This window comes from Micromonospora sp. NPDC003776 (assembly GCF_053605645.1).
The window spans coordinates 1-17,033 of sequence record NZ_JBSGJR010000083.1; the positions used below are offsets into that span (position 1 = coordinate 1).

The following is a 17,033-nucleotide window of genomic DNA, read 5'->3' on the forward strand; positions in this document are numbered from 1 at the left end:
GCATCCCCCGCGACGGGGGCGCCGGCGCCGCCGTCCGGGGCGGGGCGGGTCGCGGCGGCGGGTCCGCCCCGCGCACCGGGGATCCCCGCCGGCCGGCCGGTGGTCAGCTCACCGCCGGCCGGCCAGCGCAGCAGCAGCCGCCCCCAGTCCTGACCCCGGGCGCCGACCGTGGTCACCAGCCACCCGCTGTCCGGGTCGTACGCGGTGCGCCCGGCCGGCCGGATCCGCCGCGAATGCTGCTCCCAGCCGTCCAGCAGCAACTCGGCGCTCTCCCCCGCCGGGTCGTACGCGAGCACCTGCCGGGACAGGTTCTCCAGCACCACCGGGCAGCCGGCCAGCTCGGCGGCCTGCCGGACCACCTCCGTCGGCTCGGCGCCCTCGACGGAGAGTTCGGTGAACCGCTGGTGGATCTCCTCGGTGGCGCGCAGCTCGGTGAGCTGGGCGTCCACGATCAACGCGTGCACCGCCTCGGTGATCCGCACGAACGGGGTGGCCCGGCGCAGCTCGACCAGGGGCAGCCCGCGCCGCTCAGCGGCGGCCGCCATCACCCGGGGCACCCCGCTGACGTAGCGGCGGCCCAGCTCCACCACCAGCCCGGAGACCCCGACGTCGGCCAGGTCGCCGATGAAGGCGCGCAGCCCGGCGTCGTCGGCGGGCAGCCCGATGCCGGTGGTGAGCACCAGTTCGCCGCCGCCGAGCAGGGTGGCGATGTCGGGCACCTCAGCCACGTGCACCCAGCGGACCGGCCGGTCCAGGCCCGCGTCCCCGGCGACCAGGCGCGGGGCACCGTGGCGCACCGGCACCAGGGCGAGCACCTCACGGACGGTAGGGAACACGGGCGACACGCTACCGTGCGTCACCGTCGTTCCCGAAGACCCCGACCGGCTGACCCGCACCTCGATCAGGTCGAGTAGCGTCGCCACGATCGTGATCAATCGGAAGGGGAGGCATGGACCAGGCAACGGTCAACCGGCGGACCTTCGGGAAGCTGGTCGGCGCCGCGGGGGCGGGCACGCTCGGCGCGGGGGCACTCGAGGCGGGCCCGGCGAGCGCCGCGCTGCCCATCTGGACGACGTCCGGCACCGCGGTCAGCTCGCTGAGCGCGTTCGACGACACGATGAAAAGCTTCATGCTGGCCCGGGAGATCAGCGCCGGCCAGCTCGCGGTGACCTACCAGGGCCGGCTGGTGCTGGCCCGGGGCTACGGCAACAACTCGCCGCAGTCCATCCGGCCCACCTCGCTGTTCCGGGTAGCCAGCCTCTCCAAGTCGTTGACCGCGGCGGCGATCGTGCGCCTGGCGCAGGACGGCAAGCTGAGCCTCGGTGACCCGATCACCAAGTTCCTCGACTTCATTCCGCCGGCCGGGCAGACCGTCGACCCTCGGCTGAGCCAGGTCACCCTCTGGCGGCTCCTGCAGCACACCGGCGGCTGGGACAAGGACCTCACCAACTTCGACCCGGTGTTCAAGGACCGGGTCATCGCCAACGCCCTGGGCGTGCCGATGGAGCTGACCCACGCCGACGTCATCCGGTTCATGTCCGGCCAGCCGCTGCTGCACGACCCCGGCTCGACGGTCTCCTACAGCAACTACGGCTACCTGCTCGCCGGCCGGATCATCGAGAAGGTCACCGGCCTGCCGTACGAGACGTACATCCAGCAGACGCTGCTCGCCCCGCGGGGCATCACCCGGATGGCGACCGGGTGGACGACCAGCCGGCACAGCGGCGAGGTGGGCTACGCGTCCCTGTACACCGGCCCGACCGTGCTGGACAACTCGGGCACCATCGTGAACGCCCCGTACGGCACGTTCAGCATGCGGATCCACGACGCCAACGGCGGCTGGCTCGCCTCCGCAGTGGACCTGGTGCGCTGGGCGGCCACCTTCGACAGCGGCAACACGGTGCTGAACAGCACCTCCATCGGCCGGGTCTTCGCGGTGCCCAGCCCCACCGGGGTCAACGCCGACGGCTGGTACTACGGCCTCGGCTGGCAGGTCCGCCCGGTCAGCGGCGGCACCGGCCGCAACACCTGGCACACCGGCAGCTTCCCCGGCACGTACAGCATCATGGTCCGCACGTACCACGGGATGAGCTGGGCGGCCGTGTTCAACCGGCGGGACGACGAGTCCGGGCTCAGTTACGGCACGATCGACTCGGCGCTCTGGGCCGCCTCCCGCGCTGTGACCAGCTGGCCGACCCACAACCTCTGGTCGACCTACTTCGGCTGACCGGCCCGACGCCGGGGGGCGGCGCTCGCCGTCCCCCGGCGTCACAGCGGATCGTCGCTCAGTCGACGCCGAACTCCATCGCGGCGCGGTCGAGTGCCTCGTCCTCGGGGGACGGGACGCCCCGGGAGGCGATGGCTTCCGCGCCGCCCTGCGGCATCGCACCGATCAGCCCGGTCGAGGCTGCCTGTGCGGCGCCGACCATCCGCTGCGGGGCCGCGCCGCCGACCAGGCCGAGGTTCGCGTACTGCTCCAGCTTCGCCCGCGAGTCGGCGATGTCCAGGTTGCGCATGGTGAGCTGGCCGATCCGGTCGGACGGGCCGAACGCCGAGTCCTCGGTGCGCTCCATCGACAGCTTGTCGGGGTGGTAGCTGAACGCGGGGCCGGTGGTGTCCAGGATCGAGTAGTCCTCGCCCCGGCGCAGCCGCAACGTCACCTCGCCGGTGACCGCGGTGCCGACCCAGCGCTGCAACGACTCGCGCAGCATCAGCGCCTGCGGGTCCAGCCAGCGCCCCTCGTACATCAGCCGACCCAGGCGGCGGCCCTCGTTGTGGTAGTTCGCCAGGGTGTCCTCGTTGTGGATGGCGTTGACCAGCCGTTCGTACGCGGCATGCAGCAGCGCCATGCCAGGCGCCTCGTAGATGCCCCGGCTCTTGGCCTCGATGATCCGGTTCTCGATCTGGTCCGACATGCCCAGTCCGTGCCGGCCGCCGATGGCGTTGGCCTCCAGCACGAGATCGACGGGGCTGCCGAACTCCTTACCGTTGATCGTCACCGGGCGGCCCTGGTCGAAGCCGATCGTGACGTCCTCGGTCGGGATCTCCACCGACGGGTCCCAGAACCGGACTCCCATGATCGGGTCGACCGTCTCGATGCCGGTGTCGAGGTGCTCGAGGGTCTTCGCCTCGTGCGTGGCGCCCCAGATGTTGGCGTCGGTGGAGTACGCCTTCTCGGTGCTGTCCCGGTACGGCAGGCCGCGTTCGAGCAGCCACTCCGACATCTCCTTGCGCCCGCCCAGTTCGGTGACGAAGTCGGTGTCGAGCCACGGCTTGTAGATGCGCAGCTGCGGGTTGGCCAGCAGTCCGTACCGGTAGAACCGCTCGATGTCGTTGCCCTTGAAGGTCGAGCCGTCGCCCCAGATCTGGACGTCGTCGGAGATCATCGCCCGGACCAGCAGGGTCCCGGTCACGGCCCGGCCCAGCGGGGTGGTGTTGAAGTACGCCCGCCCGCCCGAGCGGATGTGGAAGGCCCCGCAGGTCAGCGCCGCCAGGCCCTCCTCGACCAGGGCGGCGCGGCAGTCGACCAGGCGGGCGACTTCGGCGCCGTAGCTGAGCGCGCGACCGGGCACCGAGGCGATGTCGGGCTCGTCGTACTGGCCGATGTCGGCGGTGTAGGCGCAGGGGACGGCGCCCTTGTCGCGCATCCACGCGACCGCGACCGAGGTGTCGAGGCCGCCGGAGAAGGCGATGCCGACACGTTCGCCGATGGGCAGGGAGGTGAGAACCTTGGACACAAGGAAGATTATGCACCGCATTGCATCGTCATGCAACGCGGGGGTCTACCCGATGCCGAACGGCGGGTCGTCGCGACCCAGTTCCCAGAACGCCACCGCCGCCGCGGCGGCGACGTTCAACGAGTCCACTCCGCGCCGCATCGGGATGACCACCCGTACGTCGCTGGCGGACTGGGCCGCCGCGGTGAGCCCCGGCCCCTCGGCGCCCAGCAGCAGCGCCGCCCGCTCGCGCTGCGCCGGAGTCAACCGCTGGATCGGTACGGCGTCCGGAGCCGGCGTCATGGCGAGCACGGTGAAGCCCGCCTCCCGTACCTGGTCCAAACCGGCGGGCCAGCGCTCGAGCTTGGCGTACGGCACCGCGAAGACCTCCCCCATGCTGACCCGCACGCTGCGCCGGTAGAGCGGGTCGGCGCAGGTGGGTGAGAGCAGCACCGCGTCGATGCCGAGCGCGGCCGCCCCGCGGTAGATCGCGCCGAGGTTGGTGTGGTTGTTGACGTCCTCCAGGATCACCACCCGCCGGGCGGTGCCGAGCACCTCGGCGGCGCTGGGCAGCGGCTTGCGGTGGAACGAGGCGAGCACGCCCCGGTGCACGTGGAAGCCGGTGGCCCGCTGGAGCACCGCCTGGGTGGCCGCGTAGACCGGCACGTCCCCGGTGTCCAGGTCGGCGAGCTGGTCCACCCGCTTGGCGTCGACCAGGTAGGACCGGGCCGGGTAGCCGGCCCGCAGCGCCCGCCGCAGCACCAACTCCCCCTCGGCGATGAACAGGCCGTGCGGCGGCTCCCAGCGGGTGCGCAGCTCGACGTCGGTCAGCGCGCGGTAGTCGGCGATCCGGTCGTCGTCGGGGTCGGTGATCTCGTGGACGGGCACCGCACGATTCTGCCCGGTCCACCCGCCGGGTGCGGCGCGGCCCGTCGCCGGGAGCGGCGCGCCTCACGCCCGGACGTAGCGCAGCAGCACCGACCGGCCGTCGAAGCCGCGGGTCTCCACCAGCCGCAGGGCCAGGCGCTCCTTGTCCCGGAAGACCGGGGTGCCGCCGCCGAGCACCACCGGGTGCACGACGACCTGGTACTCGTCGATCAGCCCCAGCCCGGTCAGCGCCGCCGCCGCGCCGGAGCCGCCGGTGAGCAGCAGGTCGCCGCCGGGTTGCTCCTTCAGCTCGGCGACCTCGGCGGCCAGGTCGCGGCCGATCACCCGGGCGCCGTGCTCGGCGGTGTCCAGCGTGCGGGAAATGACGATCTTGGGGGTACGCCGCCAGATCGGCGCAAAGCGTAGGTCGTGCGGGTCCTGCGAGATCTGCTCGACCTGCGGCCAGTACCAGGACATCAGGCCCCACACATTGCGGCCGTAGAGGAAGGCGTCGGCCCGGTCGGTCAGCTCGAAGGAGTACCCGGACAGTTCCGGCCCCATCGCCGCCCAGTCGAACTCACCGTTCGGCCCCTCGATGAAGCCGTCGACGGACTGGTGCACCCAGTAGACGAGCTTGCGCATGGTGTCCTCCTGCTCGGTGGCGCCCCGGCGGGACGCGCTCACCGGTGGGTCGGAGCCGCCCGACCGGATCCGACAACCGCGCCGGAAGTTTTCTGCCGGGGGTTTGCCCGGGTCGGCTACCGTCCGACGGCGTGCCCCGTCCCGTGATGATCGCCCTGGTCGGTGTCGACGGCTCCGGTAAGAGCATCCAGGCCCGGGCCCTGGCCCGACGACTGTCCGCCCGGGGCGTGCCGGCCACCTACTTCGAGAACGCCGGCGGCCGGCCGCTGTGGAACCGGCTGGCCCGGGCGCTCGGTCGGGCGGACGGGGTGGCCCTGTTCGGCCGTACCCTCTATCCGGTCCTGGAGGCGACGGTCCGCGCGGTGGCGATGACGCGCACGGTGCTGGTGGCCCGGCTGACCGGGCGGGTGGCGGTGCTGGACCGGTGGACCTGGTGCCAGGAAGTGATCATGGCGGCCCGCGGCGACCGGGGACGGCGGGCGGTCCGGGCGGCGTACGCGGTCTTCCCGCGCCCGACGGTGGTCTGCTTCCTGGCGATCGCACCGGAGGTGGCGCAGCGGCGGGTGGCGCGACGCGGCATCGACACCGAGGAGCTGGCGCATCTGCGGGCGCTGGACGGGGCCTACCGGGCGCTGCCGGACTTCCCGTCGTTCGTGGTGCTGGCCGGCGACGGCGGGCCCGATGAGGTGGCGGCGGCCCTGGACCGGGCGGTGTCGGCGCTGGTCGGGCGATAGATTCTGGACCGTGGAGTACCGCCTGGAGGACCGGCTGCCCACGGTCGAGGAGTTCATCGCCGTGACGACCGCGGTCGGCTGGACCGACGCGTACGACCCGGCGGCGATCCCGGCCTCGCTGGCCGCCTCCCTGCACGCCGTGGTGGCGGTCGAGGACGACCGGGTGATCGGGCTGGGCCGGCTGGTCGGCGACGGCGCGATCTACTACTACCTGCAGGACCTCGCGGTGGTGCCGGAGCGGCAGCGACGCGGGGTGGGCGCGGCGATCCTCGGCCGGCTGGAGGAATGGATCGCCGGCCGGGCCTCGTCGCGCACCTTCGTCGGCCTGTTCGCGGCCGGCGAGTCGGTCAGCCTCTACCGTCGCTTCGGATACGCGGTGCACGACGACATGACCGGCATGTTCCGGGTCGGCCCGCGCTGACCGGTTAGGAAGGGCCCCCTCCTATACCGGAGGCGTTAACAGGGGGCCCTTCCTTGCGGGTCAGCCGCGGCCGCGGCCCTGGAGCCAGCGCAGGATGTTGCCCGGGAGGTTCTGGTCCTGCTGCTGCTGCGGCCGCTGCGGCTGCGGGGTCGGCTGCGGCTGCGGGCGCTGCGGGTCACCGGCCAGCTCGTGGCTGGGGGCGGTGAAGTCCTTCACCGGCTTGCCGTCCACTGCGGTGCGGATCGTCCGGGCGACCGCGTCGATCACCCGGGCCTGGACGGCCGAGCCGACCAGATCGGTGGAGTCATCGGGGTTGGCCGCGATCCCGGCGACCGCCACCTGCGGGGTGAAGCCGACGAACGTCTCGGTGGCGTTCTGCTCCGAGCTGCCGGTCTTGCCGGCGACCGGCCGGCCGACGATCCGGTCCACCGAGGTGGCGGTGCCGCCGTTGCACTGCCCGTACGCCGACTGCTGGCCGACCGGGCAGCGGGCCGCGTCGGTGGCGGCCCGGGCCACGTCGGTGTCCAGCACCTTCTTGCAGGAGGGCTGGCCGACGTCGACCTTGTCGCCGTTCGCGGCGGTCACCGAGACCACCGGCACCGGGGTGCAGTACGTCCCCTCGGCGGCCACGGTCGCGTACGCGTTGGCCAGGTCGAGCGGGGTGGTGGCGGCCACGCCGAGGGTGAAGGCCCCCCAGTTCCGCGCGTCGTTCTTGGCGAAGTCGGCGTCGGCGCCGGCCCGGAAGGTGATGCCGAGCCGCTGCGCCATCTCCACCACCTTGTCCTCGCCGACCTGCTCGGCCAGCCAGACGAAGTACGTGTTCACGGAGCGGCCGAAGCCGTCCCACATCATCCGGTAGCCGTCCATCCACTGCGGGTTGGCGTTCGCCGGGCACCACTTGCCGTCGCAGTTGCCCTCGGCGTCGGAGGCGTACCGGGTGGGCAGCTTGGCCGGGGCGTCGAAGCCGGTGGCGAGCGGCTTGCCGGCCTCCAGCGCGGCCAGCATGGTGAACAGCTTGAAGGTCGAGCCGGCCTGGTAGCCGGAGACGCTGTCGCCGCCGGAGATCAGCGGGTTGACGGTGTTGGGGTGGTTGGCCTGCCCGGCCGGGTTGTCGGCCAGGCTGTAGTGCCGGTTGACCGCCATGGCGAGCACCCGGCCAGTGCCCGGCTCGACCGCCGCCATCGGCAGGGCGCGCTTGTTGTCGTACCCGTAGACCTTGGTGGCCTGCTGCTGGGCGGTCTGCTGGATCTTCGGGTCCAGCGTGGTGATCACGGTGTAGCCGCCCCGGCGCAGCGCCTGCTCGCGCTCCTTGACGGTGTCGCCGAAGGCGGGCTGGCCGAGCCACCACTGGCGCAGGTAGTCGCAGAAGAAGCCCCAGTCGTCGTGCCCCTGGGAGACGGCGGTGCAGCCGTTGGGCTGGGCGGTGGGGTGCAGGGTGAGCTTCTCCGCCTTGGCCGCGGCGGCCTGCTCGGCGGTGATGGCGTGGGTCGCGACCATGGAGTCCAGCACGTACGCCCGGCGGGCCAGGGCCTTGTTCTTGTCCCCGTCGATCGGGCTGTACTCGTCGGGCGACTGGACCAGGCCGGCGATCAGGGCGGCCTCGCCCAGGGTCAGGTCGGCGGGCGCCTTGCCGAAGTAGCGCTGGCTGGCGGCGGCCACGCCGTACGCGCCGGAGCCGAAGTAGGCGATGTTGAGGTAGCGGTTGAGGATCTCGTCCTTGCTGAGCGTCTTCTCCAGCGCGCCCGCGTACCGGATCTCCTGGAGCTTGCGCCCGACGGTCTGGTCAGTGGCGGCCTGCCGCTCCTCGGCGGTGCGGGTGGGGTCCGTCTTGAGCACGTTGCGGACGTACTGCATGGTCAGCGTGGAGCCGCCCTGCTCGGTGCCGCCGCCCTTGACGTTGGCGACCAGCGCCCGGGCGATGCCCCGGAAGTCGGCGCCGCCGTGCTGGTAGAACCGGCGGTCCTCGGCCGCGACGATCGCCTGCCGCATCACCGGCGCGATCTCGGCCAACGGCACGTCGGTGCGGTTGACGTCGTAGAAGGTGGTGATCAGGGTCTTGCCGTCATTCGCGTAGAGGTAGGACCGCTGGGGCTGCGCGGGGGTGCGCAGCGCGGCGGGCAGCTCGGCGTACGCACCGAGGACCGACTTGGCGACGAACCCGCCGAGCAGGTTGCCGGGGAGCGCGGCGACCGCGAGGGCGAGCCCGGCGAGGACGCCGGCGAGCAGCACGGTGAGGAGCCGCGACAGCGGCGACCGGGGAGACGGCATGCACCCCAGGATTACCGCGAAAGCCGCCAACCAGCCAGCTCGCCAGCCAACTGTCAGTTACCTCACGGGCACCTCTCAGCAACCGCCGCCCGGCGAACCTCACGATCGGCCCGCCGGGGCGGAAAGTCAGCTCGGCAGCGGACCGTTGGGCGGCGGGGCCGGGGTGGCGGCCACGCTGGCGGCGACCGCGTCCCGGGCGATGACGGCCGGAACCAGGCGGCCCGAGCGGTAGCCGATGCCGATCCCGGAGATCAGCACGAAGATCGCCCCGAAGGTCTGCAACGAGCCGACCAGCGCGCCACCGAGACCGAGCAGCGGGGCGGCGATCATCAGCATGATCCCGTCGCCGTAGGCGAACATCCCGGAGCGGGCCACCGACCAGCCGGTGAGGAACCACCCCAGGCTGTACCAGGTGGCCCCGAACAGGACCAGACTGCGCGCGGTGACGCCGAAGACGGGCGTCTGCTCGGCCAGCCCGGCGAAGGGCAGCATCAGCACCATCCCGCCGATGCTGGCCAGCAGCCCGGCGAGGGCCACCCGCCGGCACCGGGTGGCGGCGAGCAGGCCGGTGAGGGCCAGCAGCGCGAGCAGCCCGAGCCAGACCGCGGCCACCCAGCCCACCAGGTAGAGCTGCCGGCCGTCGGCCGGGTACGGGTCGTTGCCCACCCCGCCGTCGCTGGCCATCGCCACCAGGCCGTAGAGGACCGCGTACGCCGGGAGCAGCCAGACCGCCGCGCGGGCGAACCGGCGTACCGACCAGGCCCAGGTCGCGTCGGTGGCCGGGGCACCCGGCCCCGGCTCGGAGACGAACGGCAGCACCCCGAACCCGCCCCCGGTACGCCGGGTGCCCACCGGCCCGGCGGGGTCGTGCGCGCCGGGGAACGCCTCATTGGAGAACATGTCCTTGGAGAGCAGTTCCTTGGAGAACAGCCGGTTCGCCGGTTCCTTCATGCGTCACCTCGCTCCACCCGCGGGCGGCGTGGGACGCGCAGAAGCGCCCCGGTCCCTGCTCACCACCCGGTCCTCAGACCGATCGTGGCAGGCACCGGGGCGCTCCATGAGGCTTTCTCGCATTTGCCGTCCGGGGTCGGACGGCGCCGGCGCTCAGCCCCGTTCGCGCTGCTCCGTCGAGTCGTGCAGCAGGCTCTCCGGGGAGACCGGCTCGGGAGCCGGCAGCCCCTGCGGGGCGTTGCCGCCGGTGGCCTGCGCCTCGGCGACGCGTACCTCGTCGTGGATCTCCTGAGCGGCGCTGGCGGCGGCGTGCGCGGCCTCGGCGGCCTCCCGCTCAACCTCGCCGGCGCTCTTGCTGGCCTCCGGCGACGGCACGTCGCCGACCATGTTGGCCAGGCCACCGAGCGCGCCGCCCATGCCCTCCAGGGCCTTGGTCAGCTCGGTCGGGACGATCCAGACCTTGTTGGCCGAACCGTTGGCGATCTGCGGCAGCGCCTGCAGGTACTGGTAGGCGAGCACCTTCTGGCTCGGGTTGGCCTGGTGGATCGCGTCGAAGACGGTACGGATCGCCTTGGCCTGGCCCTCCGCCTGGAGGATCCGGGCCTGCCGGTCACCGTCGGCGCGCAGCACGGCGGCCTGCTTCTCACCCTCAGCGGTGAGGATCTGCGACTGCTTGTGCCCCTCGGCGTTCAGGATCGCGGCCCGGCGGTCCCGCTCGGCGCGCATCTGCTTCTCCATCGAGTCCCGGATGCTCGGCGGCGGCTCGATCGCCTTGATCTCCACCCGGGTCACCTTGATGCCCCACCGGCCGGTGGTCTCGTCCAGCACGCCGGACAGGTGCCGGTTGATCTCCTCACGGCTGGTCAGCGCCCGCTCCAGGTCCAGCGAACCGATCACGTTGCGCAGCGTGGTGACGGTGAGCTGCTCGATGGCCTGGAGGAAGTTGGAAATCTCGTAGGTGGCGCGGACCGAGTCGACCACCTTGAAGTAGAGCACCGTGTCGATCGAGACGACCAGGTTGTCGGAGGTGATCACCGGCTGCGGCGGGAAGCTGACCACCTGCTCCCGCATGTCGACCTTGGTGCGCACCGCGTCGATGTACGGCACCAGCAGGTTGAGCCCCGGGTTCAAGGTCCGCTTGTACTTCCCCAGTCGTTCCACCACGTCCTGCCGCTGCTGCGGCACGATCCGCACCGCCTTGGCCAGCGTCACCACCACGATCACCGCGACGGCGATCAACAGGATCGCTGCAACCGTCATACCGTTCACCCTCTCGCTTCGGGCAGTCCGCCCGGGGTGGAAATCTCGTCCTGCCAGACCAGGGCGGTCGCGCCCCGGACCTTTATCACCTGCACCCGCTCACCGGCGGCGTAACTGCGCGTCGCGTCGTACGACCGCGCGGTCCACAACTCACCGTCGATCTTGACCAGCCCCCGCTCGGCGTCCACCGGCTCCAGCACCAGGGCCGTCGCCCCCTCCAGCGCCTCGACGCCGAACGGCTGATCGCCGCTCTCCAACGCCGGGAGGGCGTGCTTGCGGATGATCGGCCGCACCACCGCCACCGAGAGCGCAGAGACCACCGCGAAGACCAGCGCCTGGAGCGCGACCGGCGCGCCCAGCGCGGCGGCCCCGGCGGCGGCGAACGCCCCGGCCGCGAACATGATCAGGAACAGGGTCGTCGTGAAGATCTCGGCGACCGCCAGCAGCACACCCAACACGATCCACAACACGGCGTCCACCCCACGATCGTGACACGTCGACGCACGTGTCATCGAACTGTCATGATCACCTGGTCCCGGTGAACCGCACCGACCCGACGAGGAGGACGACATGGCCCTGCTGCCCGAGACCGCCCGACGAGTGGACCTGCTGGTCGCGCGGGCGCAGGCCGAGGGGCGCGGGCCCTCGCTCGCCCTAGGCGTGGTGCGCGACGGCCACCTCGCCCACGTCGCGCTCGCCGGTGAGCAACCCCGACCCGACAGCGACCTGCAGTACCGGATCGGCTCGATCAGCAAGACCATGACCGCGGTGCTGGTGATGCAGCAGCGCGACGCCGGCCGGCTGGCCCTGGACGACCCGCTGGACCAGCACCTGCCCGGCACCCCGGTCGGCGCGCTCACCGTGCGGCAACTGCTCGGGCACGCCAGCGGCCTGCAGCGCGAGCCGGACGGCCAGTGGTGGGAGCGCACCGAGGGCGCCGACCTGGCCACCCTGCTCGCCGGGCTGACCCCGGAGAAGATCGCCCACCCGCCGCACCACGTCTACCACTACTCCAACCTGGCGTACGGGCTGCTCGGCGGGGTGCTGGAGCGGATCACCGGCACCCCCTGGGCCGAGCTGCTGCGCGAGCGGCTCCTGGAACCGCTGGGCATGCGCCGGACCACGTACCACCCGACCGAGCCGTACGCCCGCGGCTATGTCGTGCACCCGTGGCACGAGACGCTGCGCGAGGAGCCACGTACCGACACCGCGGCGATGGCGCCGGCCGGCCAGCTCTGGTCCTCCGTGGCGGACCTGTCCCGCTGGGCGGCGTTCCTGGCCGACCCGGATCCGGCGGTGCTCGCCCCGGCCACCCTCACCGAGATGTGCGCGCCGGTGGTGATCAGCGACCTGGAATCCTGGACCGGCGGTCACGGCCTCGGCGTGGAGCTCTACCGGGTCGGCGAGCGGGTGTACGTGGGCCACGGCGGCTCCATGCCCGGGTACGTCGCCGGCCTCGCGGTGCACCGGCCCAGCCGCACCGCCGTGGTCGACTTCGCCAACTCGTACGGCCTGAGCGGCGGGCACCACATCGTGGGCCTGGCCCGCGAGGTGCTCACCCTGGTGCTGGACGCCGAACCGGCCGCGCCCACCCCGTGGACGACGATGCTGTGAGAATCAGGCCTCGGTCAGGACCTTGTCGAGCAGCGTCTCCGCCTCGTCCTTGGTGCTCTTCTCGGCCAGCGCGACCTCGCCGACGAGAATGTCGCGGGCCTTCGCCAGCATGCGCTTCTCACCCGCGGAGAGACCCCGCTCCCGCTCCCGGCGCCACAGGTCGCGGACGACCTCGGCCACCTTCAGCGGGTTGCCGGAGGCCAGCTTCTCCAGATTCGCCTTGTAACGCCGCGACCAGTTGGTCGGCTCCTCGGTGTGCGGAGCACGGAGCACGTCGAAGACCTTGCCCAGGCCCTCTTCGCCGACCACCTCGCGCACACCCACGATCTCGGCGTTCTCAGCGGGCACCCGGACCGTCAGGTCACCCTGCGCGACCCTCAGGACGAGGTACTGCTTTTCCTCACCCTTGATGACCCGAGTCTCGATTGCCTCGATGAGTGCGGCCCCGTGGTGGGGGTAAACAACGGTCTCGCCGACACTGAAAACCATAGGTTCGAAACCCCTTTCGCTGTGTCTAGGGTAACACGCTCAGGCACCGATGTCCCACCGCTGTCCTGACCGTTGGCGCAGCTCAGGGGCCCTGTGAGAGGTATTTCTTCAGCTTGACAGGCGGTCAAACCGATGGTTTCGACACGCTCCGTGACCACGGGATGACATCCCGGTACGAGGGGCAGGAGCGTCGATATCTAGGGCGATGCGCTCCTTCCATGGTAGCTCTGGAACACGAGGTGCGCCCAGGTGTGGCGGTACGCGGACCGGTGCGGGACGCTTGAGGCGGACGTGACGTCCGCTCACGGAGACGGTTCCTGGGGGTCCGATGGGCATGCCTGACGCTGAAGGCCACGGGCCACCGGACGGACTGCCCGGCCTGCCCCCCGAGTGGGGTCGGGTGGTCGTCCCCGACGACGCCTCCGCGCTCGCCGACGAGGCCCGCCAGATCCGCCGTGAGCTGCGTCGCCAGCGCCGGCGTACGGGATGGCGCCGCCACCTCCGCCTCACCCCGCGGGCGGACGGCCGCCTCCCGCTCGGGCTGCCGATCCTGGCCCTGCTGATCTCGGTCCTGATCACGCTCACCGGGCTGGCCGCGGTCACCTGGCCCCGGTCGACCCGCTCCGGCGGCAGTCCGCTGGTCCTCCCGTACCCCAGCGCCACCCCGGCCGCGGTCGGGCCGCTGCCCGCGCTCGACCTGGTCGACGCCGGCAACTCACCGGTGTCCCTGCGCAGCCTGCTGCCCGCGACGATCGTCCTGATCGACGCCTGCACCTGCCGCGAGCGGGTGACCGAGGTCGCGGCCACCGCGCCGGCCGGGGTCACCGTGGTCACCGTCACCGAGACCCGGCGGCCCGAGACCTCGCCCGCCCCGGGGGTACGCGCCCTCGCCGACCCGGCCGGCGGCCTGCGCTCCTATCTGCACCTCGCCCCGCACCCGGGCACGGCCACCGCGCTGCTGGTGGACCGGGAGGGCACCCTGGTCCGGGTGGTGCCCGAACTGGGCCCGGTCGACGCGTACCGGGACGACCTGGCGCACCTGGCCGGCTGACCCTCTGGTCAGGACAGCTGGGCGAGCCGGGCGTCCAGGTCGACCCCGCCCTCCACGGCACTGAACCGCACCAGCAGCGGGCGGCCCGCGGACTCCACCACGTGGGATTCCCCACCCTCGCCACAGCGCACGGTGCCCGGCGGCGGGTCGTACCGGGCCCCGGAGAACTCGACGACGACCGCCCCGGGGCCCGTGCACCGGACGCTCAACACGTACTTCCCGAAGTCGGGCGTGCTGTTCCGCCGGGCGAGCGGCGGAGCCCCGGGCACCAGGTGGGACCGCTCGTGCCACAGCTCCGACGCGCCACCGTCCGTGCCGGGCGGGGCGGTCGGTCCCACGTGCACGACCAGCGCCTCGTCCGGATCCGCACCGTCGAGCAGCTGACCGGTGGCCGGATCGACGAGCCGGACCCCCGGCTCCAGGAAGACGGCCGCCGACGGGCTGGGCGATGCACCGGTCGGCCCGAGCGCCGGCGCGGACGTCTGCCACCACCACGCGCCGAGGGCCAGCGCGGCCAGGGTCGCCGCGGCCAGCAGCACGGTCCGTACCCGGTCCTCGGCAGCCATGCGGTGAGGGTAGCCGCGCCGGGCCACCGTCACCGCCCCGTCAGCCGACCCGCTCCAGCAACGCCGCGTACAGGGTGAGACCCGGTCCGAAGGCGAGCATCACGATCCACTCCGGCGGACGCGCGGCCCGGCGCAGCCGGTCGAGGATCAGCAGCACCGTCGGAGACGAGCAGTTGCCGTGTTCGTCCAGGGTGGCCCGGGAGGCGGCCAGCGCCTCCGGCGGCAGGGCCAGCTCGCGTTCCACCACGTTGAGGATGCGCGGGCCGCCCGGGTGCACCGCCCAGCCGTCCACCTCGTCGATCGTCCGCCCGTGCCGGCTCAGCAGGTCGTCGACCAGGCCCCGGACGTGGTGCGAGAGCACCTGCGGCACCTTCGGCGACAACCCCATCCGGAACCCGGTGTCCGTGACGTCCCAGGTCATGTGGTCCGCGGTGGAGGTGTCGGTGACCGAGGTGATCTCGCGCAACGCGTACCCCGGGCCCGCGGGCACGACCACGGCGGCGACCGCGGCGTCCGAGAAGAGCGCGTGCGAGACGATCTGCTGGGTGTCCACCCGGGCCCCGGCCGGCTGGATGTGCAGACTGGTCAGCTCGGCGCAGAGCAGCAGCGCCGGGCGGCCCCGGGCGGTGACGAAGTCGCTCGCCGCGCCCAGCCCGGGCAGCGCCGCGTAGCAGCCCATGTGGCCGACGAACATGCGCTGGGTGTCCGGGGCCATGCCCAGGTCCCGGGCGAGCAGGATGTCCAACCCGGGGGTGGCGTACCCGGTACAGGAACACACGATGAAGAGGCCCAGGTCACCGGCGTCCAGCCCGGCGGCGGTGAGCGCGCGGCTCACCGCCTCCTTGCCCAGCGGCAGGGCCTCGACCTGGTAACGCCGCATCCGGCGCTCCGTCGGCCACTCCGAGACGTCCTCCAGCAGCGGGTTCACCGCCGCCTGCCGCCGGGACACCCCGGAGTTGGCGAAGATGCGCTCGGCCAGCGCCCGGGTGGTCCCGGAGAAGTGCTTCGCGAAGAAGCCCGTCCAGAGTTCGTCCTGCGCGGCGGCCGGCGGCTGCGCCGTGCCCAGGCCCGCGATCACCGGCACGCCCATCTCCCCCACTTTCTCGGTCCCGTTCCTCACTCCTCACCAACGAGGAGTGGCCGTGTCCCGGTCCGGGTCGCCGCCAAGCACCGCGACACCCAGCCAGTCGGCACAGACGTCCGACGTAGCCGGGTGCAGCGAACCGCACCGCGCGTCCCGGTAGAGCCGCTCCAGCGGATGGCCCCGGCGGGTGGCCGAGGTGCCGGCCGCCTCCAGCATGGACGCGGCCACCTCCGCCGCGGTGGTGCCGGCGAGCAGCTTGGCCCGCCACACCCAGCGGTTGGTCTCCGCCTCGCCGGGGGCCTCGTCGACCCGGCGGGCCGCCTCGGCCACCACCAGCTCGGCCGCCGCGACCGCCGCGTCCGCCCGGCCCAGCCGGGCCCGGACGGCCGGCAGCCCGGCGAGGTCGCGGGCGTTCAGGTGCTCGGCGGCGGCGTCGATGGCCGCCCGGGCCACCCCGACGTAGACGGCGGCGTAGCTGGCCACCAGCCAGTGCGGCATGAGCTGGGCGACCACCAGGGCCAGCCCCTCCACCCCGCCGAGCAGCCGGTCGGCCGGCACGGTGACGTCCAGGTGCAGGTCGTGCGAGGAGGTCGCGCGCATGCCGAGCGAGTCCCAGGTCGGTTCGACGGTGATCCCCGCCCCCGCCGGGACGAGGAACTGGGACACCAGCGACGGGTCGGTGGCGCTGCGGGCCGCGACCAGGTAGCCGTCCGGATGCCCGGCGCCGGAGCAGAACGTCTTGGACCCCTTGACGTGCCAGCCGCCGTCGACCGGCTCGTACACGGTGCTGAGCCGGGACAGCCGGGCGCCCGCGCCGCGTTCGCTCATCGCCACCGCGTACCAGGCGCCGTCGGCCGCCGCGCGGAGCAGCCGGTCCCGGGCGGCCAGCGCCTCGTCCGGTACGCCGAGCGCCTCGGCCAGTTCCTCGGTGACCGCGCCGAGCGCCCCGGTGACCGAGGCGTGCATGTTGAACACCAGGGCGGTGGCGCCGTTGCCCCGGGCCAGCGCGGTGGCGACGGCCGCGTACTCGGCGAAGGTGGCCCCCGACCCGCCCAGCTCGCGGGGCACCATCAGGCCGAAGAGCCCGGCCTCCCGCAGGTCGGCGAAATCGTCGACCGGGAAGGAGCCGTCCCGGTCGTGGTCCGCCGCGCGGGCGGCCAGTCGCGGTGCCAGGCGGCGGGCCGCCTCCAGCGCGTCCACAGTCATCGAACCCCCTTCTCGGCGTCCCCAATACCCCGGGCGGCCCCGGCTACCCGCTCCGGACCCCGTGCCCCTGGTAGAGCACGGCGGTGGACCACGTCGGCACGATCCGCGGCTGCCGGGCCGCCGTCCCGCTGGGACCGTCGGCCGCCCCGCGAGCGGCCGGTACG

At 72.8% G+C, this 17,033-nt stretch carries 16 protein-coding genes and 2 pseudogenes; 5 read left to right on the plus strand and 13 right to left on the minus strand.

What is annotated here, in order from left to right; genetic code table 11:
• Positions 1-836: PucR family transcriptional regulator ligand-binding domain-containing protein (locus ACWEVO_RS10300; RefSeq protein WP_452307245.1), on the minus strand; the 836-nt coding region annotated here is incomplete at its 3' end.
• 113 nt (positions 837-949) lie between these two features.
• Between ACWEVO_RS10300 and ACWEVO_RS10305 the strand changes: the two genes are divergently transcribed.
• Positions 950-2,227 carry a serine hydrolase domain-containing protein gene (locus ACWEVO_RS10305; RefSeq protein ID WP_452307246.1) on the plus strand — a complete coding sequence of 426 codons (1,278 nt, stop codon included), beginning with the start codon at positions 950-952 and terminating at the stop codon, positions 2,225-2,227.
• 58 nt (positions 2,228-2,285) lie between these two features.
• On the opposite strand, the gene argG is transcribed toward ACWEVO_RS10305, so the two are convergent.
• The 3 genes from argG to ACWEVO_RS10320 all read right to left on the minus strand — a co-directional run bounded on the left by argG (position 2,286) and on the right by ACWEVO_RS10320 (position 5,225).
• The gene (gene argG / locus ACWEVO_RS10310; protein ID WP_452307247.1) at positions 2,286-3,737 is read right to left on the minus strand and encodes an argininosuccinate synthase; all 1,452 of its coding nucleotides are present in this window, start codon (positions 3,735-3,737) and stop codon (positions 2,286-2,288) included.
• 45 nt (positions 3,738-3,782) lie between these two features.
• Complete coding sequence (locus ACWEVO_RS10315; RefSeq protein ID WP_452307248.1) at positions 3,783-4,604, minus strand: TrmH family RNA methyltransferase; 822 nt, start codon at positions 4,602-4,604, stop codon at positions 3,783-3,785.
• A 63-nt stretch (positions 4,605-4,667) separates the two neighbouring features.
• Positions 4,668-5,225, minus strand: coding sequence for a dihydrofolate reductase family protein (locus tag ACWEVO_RS10320; protein ID WP_452307257.1), 558 nt, complete (start codon positions 5,223-5,225; stop codon positions 4,668-4,670).
• Between the two features lie 131 nt (positions 5,226-5,356).
• Here ACWEVO_RS10320 and ACWEVO_RS10325 point away from each other — a divergent pair, with 131 nt between their 5' ends.
• On the plus strand, positions 5,357-5,959 hold the full coding sequence (locus ACWEVO_RS10325; RefSeq protein WP_452307249.1) for a dTMP kinase: 603 nt from the start codon (positions 5,357-5,359) through the stop codon (positions 5,957-5,959).
• A 10-nt stretch (positions 5,960-5,969) separates the two neighbouring features.
• Positions 5,970-6,380, plus strand: coding sequence for a GNAT family N-acetyltransferase (locus ACWEVO_RS10330; RefSeq protein WP_452307250.1), 411 nt, complete (start codon positions 5,970-5,972; stop codon positions 6,378-6,380).
• 60 nt (positions 6,381-6,440) lie between these two features.
• Here the strand turns inward: ACWEVO_RS10330 and ACWEVO_RS10335 are convergent, their stop codons facing one another.
• The 4 genes from ACWEVO_RS10335 to ACWEVO_RS10350 all read right to left on the minus strand — a co-directional run bounded on the left by ACWEVO_RS10335 (position 6,441) and on the right by ACWEVO_RS10350 (position 11,338).
• Complete coding sequence (locus ACWEVO_RS10335; RefSeq protein ID WP_452307251.1) at positions 6,441-8,648, minus strand: transglycosylase domain-containing protein; 2,208 nt, start codon at positions 8,646-8,648, stop codon at positions 6,441-6,443.
• A 126-nt stretch (positions 8,649-8,774) separates the two neighbouring features.
• Positions 8,775-9,548 carry a hypothetical protein gene (locus tag ACWEVO_RS10340; RefSeq protein WP_452307258.1) on the minus strand — a complete coding sequence of 258 codons (774 nt, stop codon included), beginning with the start codon at positions 9,546-9,548 and terminating at the stop codon, positions 8,775-8,777.
• Between the two features lie 204 nt (positions 9,549-9,752).
• Positions 9,753-10,859 (minus strand): SPFH domain-containing protein, encoded by a 1,107-nt coding sequence (locus tag ACWEVO_RS10345; RefSeq protein ID WP_452307252.1) that lies wholly within the window; start codon positions 10,857-10,859, stop codon positions 9,753-9,755.
• Between the two features lie 5 nt (positions 10,860-10,864).
• The gene (locus ACWEVO_RS10350; protein WP_452307253.1) at positions 10,865-11,338 is read right to left on the minus strand and encodes an NfeD family protein; all 474 of its coding nucleotides are present in this window, start codon (positions 11,336-11,338) and stop codon (positions 10,865-10,867) included.
• A 91-nt stretch (positions 11,339-11,429) separates the two neighbouring features.
• Here ACWEVO_RS10350 and ACWEVO_RS10355 point away from each other — a divergent pair.
• Positions 11,430-12,458: pseudogene (locus ACWEVO_RS10355) on the plus strand (serine hydrolase domain-containing protein); the annotation flags it as partial.
• Positions 12,459-12,476: 18 nt separating this feature from the next.
• Here the strand turns inward: ACWEVO_RS10355 and ACWEVO_RS10360 are convergent.
• Positions 12,477-12,962: a CarD family transcriptional regulator gene (locus ACWEVO_RS10360; protein WP_012015454.1), complete on the minus strand. Its 486-nt coding sequence runs from the start codon at positions 12,960-12,962 to the stop codon at positions 12,477-12,479.
• Positions 12,963-13,290: 328 nt separating this feature from the next.
• On the opposite strand from ACWEVO_RS10360, the gene ACWEVO_RS10365 reads away from it, so the two are divergent.
• A complete protein-coding gene (locus tag ACWEVO_RS10365; RefSeq protein ID WP_452307254.1) occupies positions 13,291-14,013 on the plus strand; it encodes a hypothetical protein in 723 nt (240 codons plus the stop codon).
• An 8-nt stretch (positions 14,014-14,021) separates the two neighbouring features.
• On the opposite strand, the gene ACWEVO_RS10370 is transcribed toward ACWEVO_RS10365, so the two are convergent.
• The 4 genes and pseudogenes from ACWEVO_RS10370 to ACWEVO_RS10385 form a co-directional block, all read right to left on the minus strand.
• A complete protein-coding gene (locus tag ACWEVO_RS10370; RefSeq protein WP_452307255.1) occupies positions 14,022-14,579 on the minus strand; it encodes a hypothetical protein in 558 nt (185 codons plus the stop codon).
• A gap of 40 nt (positions 14,580-14,619) precedes the next feature.
• Positions 14,620-15,678, minus strand: coding sequence for a type III polyketide synthase (locus tag ACWEVO_RS10375; protein ID WP_452307259.1), 1,059 nt, complete (start codon positions 15,676-15,678; stop codon positions 14,620-14,622).
• A gap of 24 nt (positions 15,679-15,702) precedes the next feature.
• Entirely contained in the window at positions 15,703-16,869 is a 1,167-nt protein-coding gene (locus ACWEVO_RS10380; protein WP_452307256.1) for an acyl-CoA dehydrogenase family protein, read from the minus strand.
• 43 nt (positions 16,870-16,912) lie between these two features.
• Positions 16,913-17,033, minus strand: a pseudogene (locus ACWEVO_RS10385) (bifunctional 3-demethylubiquinone 3-O-methyltransferase/2-octaprenyl-6-hydroxy phenol methylase); the annotation flags it as partial.

Bases quoted from the DNA above. Each gene is read 5' to 3' on its own strand.
- ACWEVO_RS10305 (WP_452307246.1), top strand. From the start codon at position 950: ATGGACCAGGCAACGGTCAACCGGCGGACCTTCGGGAAGCTGGTCGGC.
- ACWEVO_RS10320 (WP_452307257.1), bottom strand. From the start codon at position 5,225: ATGCGCAAGCTCGTCTACTGGGTGCACCAGTCCGTCGACGGCTTCATC.
- ACWEVO_RS10335 (WP_452307251.1), bottom strand. From the start codon at position 8,648: ATGCCGTCTCCCCGGTCGCCGCTGTCGCGGCTCCTCACCGTGCTGCTC.
- ACWEVO_RS10340 (WP_452307258.1), bottom strand. From the start codon at position 9,548: ATGTTCTCCAATGAGGCGTTCCCCGGCGCGCACGACCCCGCCGGGCCG.
- ACWEVO_RS10345 (WP_452307252.1), bottom strand. From the start codon at position 10,859: ATGACGGTTGCAGCGATCCTGTTGATCGCCGTCGCGGTGATCGTGGTG.
- ACWEVO_RS10360 (WP_012015454.1), bottom strand. From the start codon at position 12,962: ATGGTTTTCAGTGTCGGCGAGACCGTTGTTTACCCCCACCACGGGGCC.
- ACWEVO_RS10365 (WP_452307254.1), top strand. From the start codon at position 13,291: ATGGGCATGCCTGACGCTGAAGGCCACGGGCCACCGGACGGACTGCCC.
- ACWEVO_RS10370 (WP_452307255.1), bottom strand. From the start codon at position 14,579: ATGGCTGCCGAGGACCGGGTACGGACCGTGCTGCTGGCCGCGGCGACC.
- ACWEVO_RS10380 (WP_452307256.1), bottom strand. From the start codon at position 16,869: ATGACTGTGGACGCGCTGGAGGCGGCCCGCCGCCTGGCACCGCGACTG.